General features: G+C 65.8%; 11 protein-coding genes. 2 read left to right on the forward strand and 9 right to left on the reverse strand.

What is annotated here, in order from left to right:
* Positions 1-69: 69 nt before the first annotated feature.
* The 6 genes from GM1_RS19430 to GM1_RS19455 form a co-directional block, all read right to left on the reverse strand.
* Positions 70-837 carry an ABC transporter permease gene (locus tag GM1_RS19430; RefSeq protein ID WP_008381733.1) on the reverse strand — a complete coding sequence of 256 codons (768 nt, stop codon included), beginning with the start codon at positions 835-837 and terminating at the stop codon, positions 70-72.
* On the reverse strand, positions 834-1541 hold the full coding sequence (locus tag GM1_RS19435; RefSeq protein WP_008381734.1) for an ABC transporter ATP-binding protein: 708 nt from the start codon (positions 1539-1541) through the stop codon (positions 834-836). Before GM1_RS19435 ends, GM1_RS19430 begins: the two co-directional genes overlap by 4 nt.
* Before the next feature lie 180 nt (positions 1542-1721).
* On the reverse strand, positions 1722-2816 hold the full coding sequence (locus GM1_RS19440) for a Fic family protein (protein WP_008381735.1): 1095 nt from the start codon (positions 2814-2816) through the stop codon (positions 1722-1724).
* A 191-nt stretch (positions 2817-3007) separates the two neighbouring features.
* Entirely contained in the window at positions 3008-5560 is a 2553-nt protein-coding gene (gene clpB, locus GM1_RS19445; RefSeq protein WP_008381737.1) for an ATP-dependent chaperone ClpB, read from the reverse strand.
* Positions 5561-5762: 202 nt separating this feature from the next.
* A complete protein-coding gene (locus tag GM1_RS23315) occupies positions 5763-6248 on the reverse strand; it encodes a DUF6461 domain-containing protein (RefSeq protein ID WP_373278361.1) in 486 nt (161 codons plus the stop codon).
* Positions 6249-6452: 204 nt separating this feature from the next.
* Entirely contained in the window at positions 6453-6677 is a 225-nt protein-coding gene (locus GM1_RS19455; RefSeq protein ID WP_157436217.1) for a TetR/AcrR family transcriptional regulator, read from the reverse strand.
* A 106-nt stretch (positions 6678-6783) separates the two neighbouring features.
* On the opposite strand from GM1_RS19455, the gene GM1_RS19460 reads away from it, so the two are divergent.
* Positions 6784-8274 (forward strand): flavin-containing monooxygenase, encoded by a 1491-nt coding sequence (locus GM1_RS19460; protein ID WP_008381741.1) that lies wholly within the window; start codon positions 6784-6786, stop codon positions 8272-8274.
* A 40-nt stretch (positions 8275-8314) separates the two neighbouring features.
* On the opposite strand, the gene GM1_RS19465 is transcribed toward GM1_RS19460, so the two are convergent.
* From GM1_RS19465 to GM1_RS19475, 3 genes are all read right to left on the reverse strand, one after another.
* Positions 8315-9244 (reverse strand): crotonase/enoyl-CoA hydratase family protein, encoded by a 930-nt coding sequence (locus GM1_RS19465; RefSeq protein ID WP_081604339.1) that lies wholly within the window; start codon positions 9242-9244, stop codon positions 8315-8317.
* Between the two features lie 5 nt (positions 9245-9249).
* Positions 9250-10896 carry an acyl-CoA dehydrogenase family protein gene (locus GM1_RS19470; RefSeq protein WP_008381745.1) on the reverse strand — a complete coding sequence of 549 codons (1647 nt, stop codon included), beginning with the start codon at positions 10894-10896 and terminating at the stop codon, positions 9250-9252.
* Between the two features lie 68 nt (positions 10897-10964).
* Positions 10965-11699, reverse strand: coding sequence for a PaaX family transcriptional regulator C-terminal domain-containing protein (locus GM1_RS19475; protein ID WP_040520783.1), 735 nt, complete (start codon positions 11697-11699; stop codon positions 10965-10967).
* Positions 11700-11760: 61 nt separating this feature from the next.
* On the opposite strand from GM1_RS19475, the gene GM1_RS19480 reads away from it, so the two are divergent.
* Positions 11761-12765, forward strand: coding sequence for an isopenicillin N synthase family dioxygenase (locus tag GM1_RS19480; protein WP_008381749.1), 1005 nt, complete (start codon positions 11761-11763; stop codon positions 12763-12765).
* Positions 12766-12987: the final 222 nt, after the last annotated feature.

Genomic DNA, 12987 nt, shown 5'->3' on the forward strand with positions numbered 1-12987 from the left:
CCCTCGTCGACATCCGCTCACCCCGGGAGAGGAGCGGATGTCGACGAGGGGAGCGGATTGGTTGGGACGTTACGGCGTCCGGCGGCGCAGCGTCGCCGCGGCGAGCGACAGTGCGACGACGATGCATGCGGCGACGATCCCCGTGTCCCGCCACATCAACGCGGTTGCTGTCGGGTGCGATGCGACCTCCTGCAGCGCTTGCACCGCGTACGTGAGCGGCATGACGTCCGAGAGCGCCTCCATCCAGCCCGGCAGCTGGTCGCGTGGGACGAACAGTCCGCAGAGGAACAACTGAGGGATCACCACGACAGGCAGGAATTGCACTGCCTGGAACTCCGTCTGCGCGAACGCGCTGCACAGGAGTCCAAGCGCAACACCGAGCATCGCGTCGAGCATGGCGATCACGATCACCCACGCGACCGAGCCCTCCGCTTCGAGGCCGAGCAGCCCGAACGCCACGGCCGACGCGAGCACAGCTTGGACCGCGGCGACGACGGAGAACGCGACGCCGTAGCCGCCGAGGAGATCGAGTTTTCCGATCGGTGTGGTGAGCAGCCGTTCGAGAGTGCCGGATCGGCGTTCACGGAGCATCGCGATGGACGTGATCAGGAACATCGTGACGAACGGCAGAATGCCCAGCATCACAACGCCGACACGCTGAAACGGGTCCGGCGCTCCTGGCGGCCGCGATTGGCCCGAGTACATGAAGTACAGCAGCGTCATGAGCAGAATCGGCACCACCAGGACCAGCGCGATGGTCCGCGGGTCGGCCCGCAGCTGGCGGAGCACCCGCACTGCCGTCGCGCCGAGGATCCGCGGCCGAATCGGCGCGCTCACGCCGCGCGCCCCTGAATCAGGGTCAGGAAGGCGTCTTCGAGATTGTTCTTCTCGGTCCGTTCCCGCAGGTCGCGAGGTGTCAGTTGAGCGACGAGTCGACCGTCTCGCATCAGGATCAGGTCGTCGCAGCGGTCGGCCTCGTCCATCACGTGACTCGAGACGAGGATCGTGACCCCCGACGCCGCGAGGTCGGCGAACCTCGTCCACAGGTCGGCGCGCAGTACTGGATCAAGGCCGGCCGTCGGTTCGTCCAGCACCAGCAGCGACGGCTTGGTGACCAGTGCGCATGCGATCGAGACGCGACTCAATTGTCCGCCCGACAGGTCGGATGCGAGGTGTCCCGCGCGTGCCGTGAGGTCGACTGCCTCGAGCGCGCCCTGCACCCCGTCGGTCGCGCCGAACAAGGTCGCGAAGTAGCGGACGTTCTGTTCCACGGTGAGGTCGGTGTAGATCGACGCCGCCTGCGTGACGTATCCGACGCGATGCCGCAGGCTCGCCGACCCAGCGGGCGCACCGAGCACTTCGACGTTGCCCGTCACGTTCTTCTGCGTCCCGACGATGGAGCGCAGGAGCGTTGTCTTTCCGCATCCGGACGGTCCGAGCAACCCGGTGATCCGGCCCCGCGGAACCGTGAGCGACACGTCGTCGACCGCGGTGACGGACCCGCGCCACACGGTCACGTTCTCACATCTGATCGCGTCCACGGTGACCTCTATTCATCAAACGTTGAGTTCAGAGTCGACGATACTCCGCCTCCATCCGCGCACAAGGGAAACCGATGCGACGCATGCCCCCTGACCTGCGGCGTGTAAAGAAAGAGGCAAAAACTTTACATGCCGCGGACGACATGTAAAGTTTCTTTCACTTCAGTCGATCGGCGCAGGTCAGACTGCTTCCCGCCGGTTGAGAACCGCCAGGAACTCACGGTTCACGAAGAGGCGGTCCCGTCCGGCCCGGACCTCTTCCAGCAAGCCCGCCTCCGCAAGGTCGACGAGCCACTTCGTCGCCGTTGGCCGCGAGTTCCCACATCGTTCGACAACAGTGGCGATACGGCAGTACGGCTGCTCGAACAGCACTGACAGCAGTTCCGCATCCTCACCTCCCCGTGATGCGGCACGCGCTCGTCCCGCGAAATCCTGCTGCAAAGCGGCGATCGCAGAAGTCTTGGCAAGCGCCGACCGCGACGTCCGATCGATCCCGGCCAACATGTATAGGATCCACCCCTCCCAGTCCGCCTCCGCGGTCACCGCGAGCAGCCGACGGTAGTACTCGTCCTTCGTCGCGATGATGTATCGCGACAGGTACAGCACCGGCTCATCGAGCAACCCCGTCTCGCGAAGGAGCAGAACGTTGAGAATGCGTCCCGTACGACCGTTCCCGTCGGAGAACGGGTGGATAGCTTCGAACTGATAGTGCGCCGCCGCAGTCATCACGAGCGGATCGAGGCGCCCGGGATCCTGGTGGACGAATCTCTCCCATTCGGCGAGTTTGTCTAGGATCAGTTCGCGTCCCTCAGGAGGGCTGTAGGTGATCTCCCGACTGATCGGGTTCATCAGTCTTGTACCCGACATCGACCGCACATCCATGTCGAGCCCTTTGATCGTCGAGCACACCGCCATCGCCGTCGTCTTACCGAGACCTCGGGCGGCGATGTGGTCGTATCCCACTCGAAGTGCGGTTCGATACCTCAGAGCTTCCCTAGCCTGGGGTGTCGCGTTCCGATCGTCCGCCGCGTGCTGGAACATTTCGTCGATGGTGGTCACAATGTTCTCGATCTCCGAACTCGCCTGCGCCTCCAAGATCGGAATCGTGTTGATCAGCACTGCGGGATTCGGCATCGATCGAGTCGCCTGATCCAGCCTCGCCAACGATCCGGTCGCCTTGATCGATGCACGCAGCACGCGTCCGGTCTCCAGGACCTCAGCATCCGGAGGATTCGGCAGGTCGTTGTAGGGTTCGTCGGGCCGCCAGTTGGTCACACTGAAATCATGCCCTCTGACCTGCGACGTATAAAGAAAACGGCAAAGACTTTACATGTCGCGGACGACATGTAAAGTCTCTTTCACTTCAGTCGATCGGCGCAGGTCACCGGGCCTGACAGGCGCAACTAGACGACGTGAGGATCCCACCCCTCGTGATGCGAGGGGCGGGACCTACGTCGTGTGCGCGATCAGCCGATGACGAGCGATTCGCCGTCGCCGCCGACGTTCACCGGGACGACGTCGCCGTCACGGATGTCGCCTGCGAGCAGCGCCTTGGCGAGCTGGTCGCCGATGGCCTGCTGCACCAGCCTGCGCAGCGGGCGCGCACCGTACAGCGGGTCGAAGCCGCGTTCGGCCAACCATTCCTTGGCCTTCGGCGTCACTTCGAGGTCGAGTCGGCGCTGCGCGAGACGCTTGCCGAGCTGAGCCAGCTGGATGTCGACGATCGACACCAGCTCTTCGGGGCTCAGCGCGTCGAAGATCACGACGTCGTCGAGCCGGTTGACGAACTCGGGCTTGAACGCTGCGCGCACCGCCGCCATCACGTGATCCTTGTCGCCGCCCGCGCCCAGGTTGGACGTGAGAATGAGGATCGTGTTGCGGAAGTCGACCGTGCGCCCCTGACCGTCGGTGAGACGGCCCTCGTCGAGGACCTGCAGCAGCACGTCGAAGACGTCCGGGTGAGCCTTCTCGACCTCGTCGAACAGGACCACCGAGTAAGGACGACGTCGCACCGCCTCCGTGAGCTGACCACCGGACTCGTATCCGACGTACCCCGGAGGGGCGCCGACGAGCCGCGCGACCGAGTGCTTCTCGCCGTACTCGCTCATATCGATCCGGATGAGGGCCCGCTCGTCGTCGAACAGGAACTCGCCCAGAGCCTTCGCCAGCTCCGTCTTACCGACGCCCGTCGGTCCGAGGAACAGGAACGATCCGAGCGGGCGGTTCGGGTCGGCGACACCGGCGCGAGCGCGCCGAACGGCGTCGGACACCGCACCGACGGCGGCCTTCTGCCCGATGACGCGGTGACCGAGCTCGTCCTCCATGCGGAGCAGCTTGGCCGACTCGCCTTCGAGCATCTTGCCTGCGGGCACACCGGTCCACGCCGACACGACCTCGGCGACGTCGTCGGGACCGACCTCTTCCTGCAGCATCACGTCCTGGTCGGGATCGGTGCCGGTCTTCTCGATCGCGGCCTCCAACTCCTTCTCCAGTCCGGGGATGCGGCCGTAGCGGAGTTCGGCGGCACGACCCAGGTCGCCGTCGCGTTCAGCGCGGTCGGCTTCGCCGCGGAGTCGTTCGAGCTCCTCCTTGACGTCGCGGACTGCGTCGATCGCCGTCTTCTCGCCCTGCCAGCGCGCGAGGAGTTCGTTGAGCTTCTCACGATGGTCGGCGAGTTCACCGCGCAGCGCGTCCAGCCGATCCTTCGACGCGGCGTCCGTCTCCTTCTCGAGGGCGACTTCTTCCACCTCGAGTCGGCGGACCACACGTTCCACCTCGTCGATCTCGACGGGACGCGAGTCGATCTCCATGCGGAGACGCGACGCGGCCTCGTCAACGAGGTCGATGGCCTTGTCGGGCAGGAAGCGCGATGTGATGTACCGGTCCGACAGCGAGGCCGCCGCCACCAGCGCGGAGTCGGTGATGCGGACACCGTGGTGCACCTCGTACCGATCCTTGAGTCCGCGGAGGATGCCGATGGTGTCTTCCACCGACGGCTCACCGACGTACACCTGTTGGAAGCGACGCTCGAGAGCAGCGTCCTTCTCGATGTACTGGCGGTACTCCTCCAGGGTGGTGGCGCCGACCAGCCGCAGCTCGCCGCGAGCGAGCATCGGCTTGATCATGTTGCCGGCGTCCATTGCGGAGTCGCCGGTGGCGCCTGCACCGACGATCGTGTGCAGCTCGTCGATGAAGGTGATGATCTGACCGTCCGAGCCCTTGATCTCGTCGAGCACGGCCTTGAGCCGTTCCTCGAACTCGCCGCGGTACTTGGCGCCCGCGACCATCGAGCCGAGGTCGAGCGACAAGACCGTCTTCCCGCGGAGGGATTCCGGCACGTCGCCCGCGACGACACGCTGCGCGAGGCCTTCGACGATCGCCGTCTTGCCGACGCCCGGCTCACCGATGAGCACCGGGTTGTTCTTGGTGCGGCGAGACAGAACCTGGACCACACGACGGATCTCGCTGTCGCGACCGATCACCGGGTCGAGGTCGCCCTCGCGAGCACGCTTGGTGAGGTCGGTCGAGTACTTCTCAAGCGCCTGATACGTCGACTCGGGGTCTTCACTGGTCACTCGCCCGGTTCCGCGAACGGAGACAAAGGCCTCCCGAAGCGCTTCCGGCGTCGCGCCCGCCCCGGACAGGAGTCGTGCGACGTCGGAGTCGCCGGTCGCGAGACCGACCACGAGGTGCTCGGTGGAGACGTAGTCGTCGCCCATCTCGGTCGCGAGGTTCTGCGCGGCCGTCACCGCTGCGATCGACTCGCGCGAGAGCGTCGGCTGGCCGCTCGAACTCGACACCGTCGGAGCGCGCCCGACGAGAGCCTTCGCTTCGGCGCGGATCTGCACCGGGTCTACTCCGACGGCCTTGATCAGCGGCGATGCGATTCCGTCGTTCTGTTCGAGGAGCGCGTTGAGGATGTGAGCGGGCCGCACGTCGGGGTTGCCCGCCGCGGCAGCGTCTTGGAGGGCAGCCTGCAGTGCAGCCTGCGTCTTGGTTGTGGGAGTGAAGCTGTCCACTGGTTGCCTTTCTGTAGGTCTGACATCCGGAACTGTTCCGGACTTTAGTCTATACGGCTCATGTTTGCCGTTCGAATAGTTCAACCGTCACAACATTGAGTCCATTCCACTCAAGTTGAGGCGCGTATGTGACGCTGCGCACTATTTGACCGTCGCCGCAGAAGCCCGGCCACTGTGGTCACCAGCGCTGCGCGCGCATGTCCTACGACATCGACATAGACCGAAGCCCCGGGACCGCCGCACGGTGGCCGCAGCTGGCCTCGCCGCAGTCACCGCCGTCATGGCATCGAGAGTCTTCGTCCACCGCAGGCAGGCCGGACGCCACCGCCGCCGTCGTCGCCATGGTCCTGTACGAGGCATTCCGGATCGGCCTCCAGCTCGTCGCCGTCGCAATGTCCGCCGTGAGGCGCACCCCGGTCATCATTTCAGACAAGGCGAAGGCAGCCGCTCGATTGTGTTGCTGCGTAGGCAGTCCGTCAGAATCCTCACCCCGGTCGAACCCGACTGCGTCCATGTCGCGGAGCAGTTCGTCAGTCGCCCGCTCATCCAAGTCGTAGTTGACGTGGAGGAGCTCGAACTGCGAAGCCGCCCTCGGGTCGAAGTCGCCGAGCACGCTTCTCGCGCATGATTCGGATAGTCCCGTGGCCGTTGCCGTCGCGGTAATGGTGCGAGACAAGGAGCCGCCCACTCGGCAACGGCGACCGCACTGCGTTCACCACAAGAGACATTCCGACGAAGCCGTTGACCTCATACATCATCACCACCTCGCCGATTTGGAACAGGCCGACCAGCTGCACCGCAGCAAACCTAGATCCCAGAGCACGATGTCCGTCCCCAGGCCGGACGCCGCTCTTGTAAAGCGAAGGTCGTCGATTATCGGGTCAACCGCCGCTCACGACATCCCGTCCGACCTCATGGGAATCCCGATGATCGACGCGGCGACGTCGGGTCGAGACCGAGGGCCGACGACGGCGGACCCAAGTGCGCCCACGCCCACGAAGGTCGAGTACACCGCGCGGTGGCTGACCCCGGAGGGGGCCGCCACCGCCTCCAACGACGTCGTGGCGAAACCGTCACCGAGGAATAGCTCCGACGCCGATTCGACGATCAACTTCATGGTCCGCAGTTGGGCATCTGCACGGGTGAATCGTTGCGCGCACATCGACGTCCGAACGATATACAGTGCGAACTCGAACACTGTCCGTATCTGAAAAGAGTCGCCGATGACTGCTTCGTCACCCGTGCACTACGAGATCGTGATCGTCGGTGCAGGTTTCTCGGGGCTCGGAACCACAATCGCGCTGAAGGAAGCCGGCTTCGACGACGTCCTCGTGGTCGACGACGCGGACGGCCCCGGCGGGACGTGGCAGTGGAACACCTACCCCGGAGTGGCGGTCGACATTCCGTCGTTCAGCTACCAGTTCTCCTTCGCCCAGCGTTCGACATGGTCCCGCAGTTACGCGCCGGGCAGCGAACTGCGCGACTACGCGACTCAGATCGTCGAGGACTACTCCCTCGGCGGACATCTCCAGTTCAACACTCGGGTGCAGTCCGCGTCGTTCGACGGCGACGACCGGACATGGCGAATCGAGACCAGCCGAGGACCGATCACGTGCTCCTGGCTGATCCACGCGGGCGGTCCCCTGAGCCAGCCGAAACTGCCGGACATCGAAGGCATCGACACCTTCGCGGGGCACACTATGCACACCAGCCGATGGGATCACGATGTCGATCTCACCGGCAGACGTGTCGGCGTGATCGGCACCGGAGCGACCGCTGTGCAGGTGATCCCGGAGATCGCCCCGCTCACGTCCGCGCTGACCGTGTTTCAACGAACGCCGATCTGGTGCCTGCCGAAGCCCGACTTCCCGATCGGCCGACCGGCCCGAGCCGCCCTGAGCTCGATCCCCGGCGTCGGGCGGCTCACCCGGCTCGCGAGCCAGACCTTCGTGGAGGCGACCTTCCCGGTGCTCGCCCACTTCCACGGATGGATCCCGGCGACGAGCCTGCTCGAGACCGCGGCTCGGCAGTACGTCCGCACCCAGGTGAACGATCCCGAGGTCCGCCGGAAACTGACACCGTCGTATGCCCTGGGTTGCAAGCGGCCCAGTTTCCACAACTCGTACCTGAGCACGTTCAACCGCGACGACGTGACGCTCGAAACCGACTCGATCGAATGCATCACCCCGACCGGCGTGCGCACGGCGTCCGGAGCCGAGCACGACCTGGACGTGCTGATCCTCGCGACCGGATTCAAGGTGACCGACCGCGACGCGTTGCCGACGTACGCGCTGACCTCACCTGACGGAAGTGACCTCGCATCGCACTGGGAGGACACGCGGTTTCACTCCTACCAGGGTGTGTCGACGTCCGGTTTCCCGAACTTCTTCACGATCTTCGGTCCGTACGGATACAACGGGGCCTCGTTCTTCACCCTTGTCGAGAACAGCGCTGCCCACGTCGTCCGGGTCCTCGACGAGGCCCGCCGCCGGGACGCGACAGTCGCCGAAGTGACATCGGACGCCCAGGACCACTACATGGACTCGATCCTCGCCCGCGGTCACCTGCAGGTGTTCACGGACCCGACCTGCTCGAGCGCCAACAGCTACTACTTCACCAAACAGGGCGACGTCCCGTTCCGCGCGGCCACGACCATCGAGTCGGCGTGGCAGAGCCGACGCTTCCCCCTCGCTCACTACGCCTTCATGAGTTGACCCTCGGCGGGCACCCGAGCTTCGCCTTCGCGGGCTGAGGTCACGTTGATGCGGGACCGGTCCCGTCCACCCGCGGCGGCTTCGCGTCGCCGAACGGTTCGTCGCGATGTCGGACGGCCTCGCGGAATCCGTGCGTCGCGGCGTGGGTTTGGAAGGCGTAGCCCTCCGGCGTGTGGCGTGCGATCCCGTCGAACACCGTGCTGATCATTCCCGAGGTCGCCACTCCCTGGGCGAGCAGCGCAGAGTTCAACGCCAGTTTCGCCATCACGAGTTGATTGACCGGCATGCGGGCGATCCGGCCGACGAGGTCTTCAGTCCGTTCGTCGAGTTCGTCCGCGGGCGGAGCCTCGATAGCGAGTCCCCATTCGTACGCTTGCCGACCGGTGATGAGGTCACCGGTGAACAACAGGCGCTTGGCTCGCTGATCGCCCAACCGGTGCGCCCACATGCCAGACGCCGGGATTCCCCACACACGCGCCGGCGGATAGCCGATCCGAGTGTCGTCGGCGCAGATGATCTGGTCGGCGAACAGCGCGATGTCCGTGCCGCCGGCAACGGCGAAGCCGTGGAGCTTGGCGACCGTCGGTTTGTTCGCGTGCAACAGACTGGCGAACCCCCGGTTGAATCTGCTCATCATCGCGTAGTCGACGACGGGATCCCACGTCCGGTTCGGATCGTGGTTGCGGGCTTGTACGCCGGGATCCAGCACCGTCGCGCCGTCAGCACCTGGTCCTCCCTGGCCCATGCCCTCCGCGAAGATCGACAGGTCGTAACCCCCGCAGAATCCCTTCCCTCGTCCGGACAGCAGGATCACGTGGACCGCCGGGTCGATGTCGGCTCGCTCCACCGCGGAGGCGAGCTCGACGGGCGTGTCGACGGTGATAGCATTGCCCTGGTCCGGACGATTGAAGGTGATGCGTGCGATCGCGCCCGTCACCTCGTACGTCAGCGTGCGGTAGTCGACGTCCATCCCGCTCACCCGAGCTTCACCGTGGCGCGGTCGAGGATCGTCGCCGTGTCGACTCCTGTCGGAAGAGTCCCGAAGACGTCGCCGTGGTCGGCGCCGAGCCGGCTCGCACAGAAGGCGTCGGCGACGGCCGGATGACCGTGACGCACCAACAACGAGCCCTGCAGGATTACCGCCATGTCACCGACCACTCGTCGTGCACCGTACTGCGCGTCGTCGGGAGATCCTGACGCGATCGACGTCAGCGTCCCACCGAGGCGATCGACGGCGTCGTCGAGACGGGAGTCCGCCCCGCGGGTCGACGACACGGCGCCGAGGAACGCTTCGACGGTCTCGGGCTGCTTGGCCATCGCCCGCAGCACGTCGAGGGCGGCGACGTTGCCCGAACCCTCCCACACCGACAGCAACGGCGCCTCGCGGTAGAGCCTCGGCATGCGAGAGTCTTCGACGTACCCGTTGCCGCCGAGGCATTCCAGCGCCTCGGCCGCATGGATCGGGCCGCGCTTGCAGACGTGGTACTTGCTCACGGCCAACCCGATTCGCCGGAGTGCATCGGCCTCCACGTCGCCCTCGGATGCGAGATCGGTCAGTTCCGCCAGCCAGAGGGCGACGGTCGTCGACGACTCGGCCTCCACGGCTAGGTCGGCGAGCACGTTCCGCATCAGGGGTTGGTCGATGAGATCGGCTCCGAACGCCCTCCGGTGCACGGCGTGGTGGACGGCATTCGTCACGCCGACACGCATGCTCGTCGCCGCGCCGAGGGTGCAGTCGAGTCGAGTCATGTTGACCATCTCGATGATCGTCGCGACACCGCGGCCCTCGTCCCCGACGAGCCACCCGACGGTCTGGTCGTACTCCACCTCACTGCTGGCGTTCGAGCGGTTACCGAGTTTGTCTTTCAGCCGTTGCAGAAGGAACGGGTTACGCGAACCGTCAGGCAGCACGCGTGGCGCCAGGAAGCACGACAGACCGTCAGGAGCCTGCGCCAACACCAGGAACAGATCAGACATCGGCGCGGACGTGAACCACTTGTGACCGGTGATCGAGTACGTTCCGTCGACGTTCGGCGTCGCGTGCGTGGTGTTGGCGCGAACGTCCGAGCCGCCCTGCTTCTCGGTCATCGACATCCCCGCGGTCAGTCCGCGCTTGGTGGTCGGCGTCGCGAGTCCCGGGTCGTAGGCGAGGTTGGTCAGGAGCGGCTCGTAGGTCGCCGCCAGGTCGGGAGCACGTCGCAGCGCCGGGACCACCGCGTACGTCATCGACACCGGACATCCGTGGCCCGCGTCGGTCTGTCCCCACACGCTCATCTTCGCGGCACGGACCAGATGTGGGGACGGACGACTGTCGACCCAAGGCGCTCCGTGCAGACCGAAGCCGACCGCCCGCCGCATCAGCTCGTGATAGGCCGGGTCGTAGGCGACCTCATCGATCCGGTGGCCGTACCTGTCGTGCGTCCGCAGCTCCGGGGGGTTGGCCTCCGCGCGATCGCCCCATTCGAGCGCCTCCGCCGAGCCGGCGAGGCGTCCGACCTCGTGCAGTTCGTCCAACGCGCGTTCCGCACCCACTCGTGCGAGGGCCTCCAGAATCACCGGCCTGTCCGCGGCGTCGTATCCGACAAGCGGCGGGACCTGATTCGTCACTGTGTGCGTCACCATGGACGCAGTATTACACAATCGAAACAGTTGAATCTAGAGTGTAATTCTCGGGGTCTGGTCCGGCAGCCTCAGTCGACGAGGACGTCGACAGCGAAGCGACTGAACTCCGCCTTGAATGTGGCGTACGAATCCCGGAGTCGCCGGCCAGGCCAGTCGGCGGGGAGCAGTTCGACGGGGAGCAGTGGATCGTGCAGGATGTGTCGGACCGTGGCGGCCGCGACCTCGAATCGTTCGGCCATCCCGTCGGCCCGTCCCGCCGCATCTAGAAGTGCGAAGCCCTCGGCACACCAGCCTGCGGGATCGAAGAGTCGGGAGATCAACTCGTTCTCATCGCCGCCTGGCACCGAGGAGAACGACGTCGTCCTCGTCAGCAACGCGTCCGATCCGGTGACGTCGAGGTTGTCCGGCCGCAGCCAGACGCCCTCCCGCAGCTCCGCGTACCGCAGCTCGGTCAGTTCCGCACGAGTTGCCGCACGGGTCGCCGCGTCGGCGGGGACCGTCACGATCCGCATCGACCAGCGGCCGTCCCACGGTCGCAGGGCAGGCGAGATCGCTTCGTCCTGCCGCTGCTGTCTGGCGATCAGACGCGGCGAGAGTCGATACACGCCGCGATCGCGGTCGAGGTCGCCCGCCGCCACCATTCGTGTCAGCGCGACGCGCACCGCCGACTCCTGAAATCCCACGTGAACGGCCACGTCGACAATTCCCGACGCCGTCGCCTCGGCCGGATGCGCGCCAAGGAGCGCGCTGAGAACGGCAGACCGCGCGGTGAGCTTCGCCGGTCGACGAGCAGGGGCTGGCATAGTCCGATGATATCCGCGCTACCCTCGCAATTGAGCGATGCAAACGCCTGCAGGAGCACCGATGACCCACGCACACGCCACCCTTCCGATCGTCGACATGTCGTTGCTCAATGGCGGAGAGGGCGCGCAAGAGTCGTTCCGAGAAGCACTGCGGACGGCGACGCACGAGTACGGGTTCTTCTATCTCGTCGGCCACGGAATCGACAGGGCCACCAGGGATCGCCTGTTCGACACGGCGCGCGACTTCTTCGCGTTGTCCGAGGCGGACAAGTTCGGTGTCGAGATGCTCCAGAGTCCACAGTTTCGCGGTTACACCCGATTCGGCGGCGAGTACACGCAAGGGGCGATCGACTGGCGGGAGCAGATCGACGTGGCCGCCGAGTACGAGCAACTCGGAGACGATCCCGCGTACCTTCGCCTCGACGGCCCCAACCTGTGGCCGTCCGCGCTTCCCGCATTCCGCGACGTGGTCACCGACTGGCAACGACGATGCTCGGCGCTGGGACTGACCCTGATGCGCGAATTGGCGGTGAGCCTGGGCGCCGCAGCCGACGCGTTCGACAAGGCATTCGCCGAACGCCCGTCGACGCTGCTGAAGGTGGTCCGCTACCCGGGACGGGACAGTTCCCAGGACCGGCAGGGCGTCGGCGCGCACAAGGATCCGGGCGTGTTGACCCTCTTGCTGGTGGAGCCTGACAAGGGCGGCCTGCAGGTGGAGCACAACGGCGAGTGGATCGACGCACCTCCGGTCGACGACGCCTTCGTCGTCAACATCGGAGAACTGATGGAGTACGCGACCGACGGCTATCTGAAGGCCACCACGCACCGCGTCGAATCGCCCCCGCTGGGGAGCGAACGGCTGTCGGTCCCGTTCTTCTTCAACCCTGCACTGTCGTCGGTGATGCCGCAGATCACCCTGCCAGAGGAACTCGCCGCACAAGCATCGGGCGTGACGACGGACCCAGACAACGTGATCTCGGGGACCTTCGGCGAGAACATGCTCAAAGCACGTCTGCGCGCGCATCCCGATGTCGCGCGACGGCACCACGCCGACTTGATCGGCTGACTTCGCCGACCCCCTCCGCTCGGCCTCTCGAGCAAGGCCGCCACCCCTGCTCCTGAGCGCGCCGCCACCTCGGTTCCTGGAGCGCGCGGAATTGCCCCCCCCCACTCCTTGAGCGCGCCCTTTCTCCCCGCCCCTTGAGCGCGCCGTCCCCTCCTCCGTGATCGCATCCGTCCCCCTACTCCTTGAGCGCACCCGTTTTCCCTGCTCAAGGAGCAGGGGAGA

It is taken from the genome of Gordonia malaquae NBRC 108250, assembly GCF_000344135.1.
Classification (GTDB): domain Bacteria; phylum Actinomycetota; class Actinomycetes; order Mycobacteriales; family Mycobacteriaceae; genus Gordonia; species Gordonia malaquae.

Bases quoted from the DNA above. Each gene is read 5' to 3' on its own strand.
- GM1_RS19455 (WP_157436217.1), bottom strand. From the start codon at position 6,677: ATGAAGTTGATCGTCGAATCGGCGTCGGAGCTATTCCTCGGTGACGGT.
- GM1_RS19475 (WP_040520783.1), bottom strand. From the start codon at position 11,699: ATGCCAGCCCCTGCTCGTCGACCGGCGAAGCTCACCGCGCGGTCTGCC.
- GM1_RS19460 (WP_008381741.1), top strand. From the start codon at position 6,784: ATGACTGCTTCGTCACCCGTGCACTACGAGATCGTGATCGTCGGTGCA.
- GM1_RS19480 (WP_008381749.1), top strand. From the start codon at position 11,761: ATGACCCACGCACACGCCACCCTTCCGATCGTCGACATGTCGTTGCTC.
- GM1_RS19465 (WP_081604339.1), bottom strand. From the start codon at position 9,244: ATGGACGTCGACTACCGCACGCTGACGTACGAGGTGACGGGCGCGATC.
- GM1_RS19470 (WP_008381745.1), bottom strand. From the start codon at position 10,896: ATGGTGACGCACACAGTGACGAATCAGGTCCCGCCGCTTGTCGGATAC.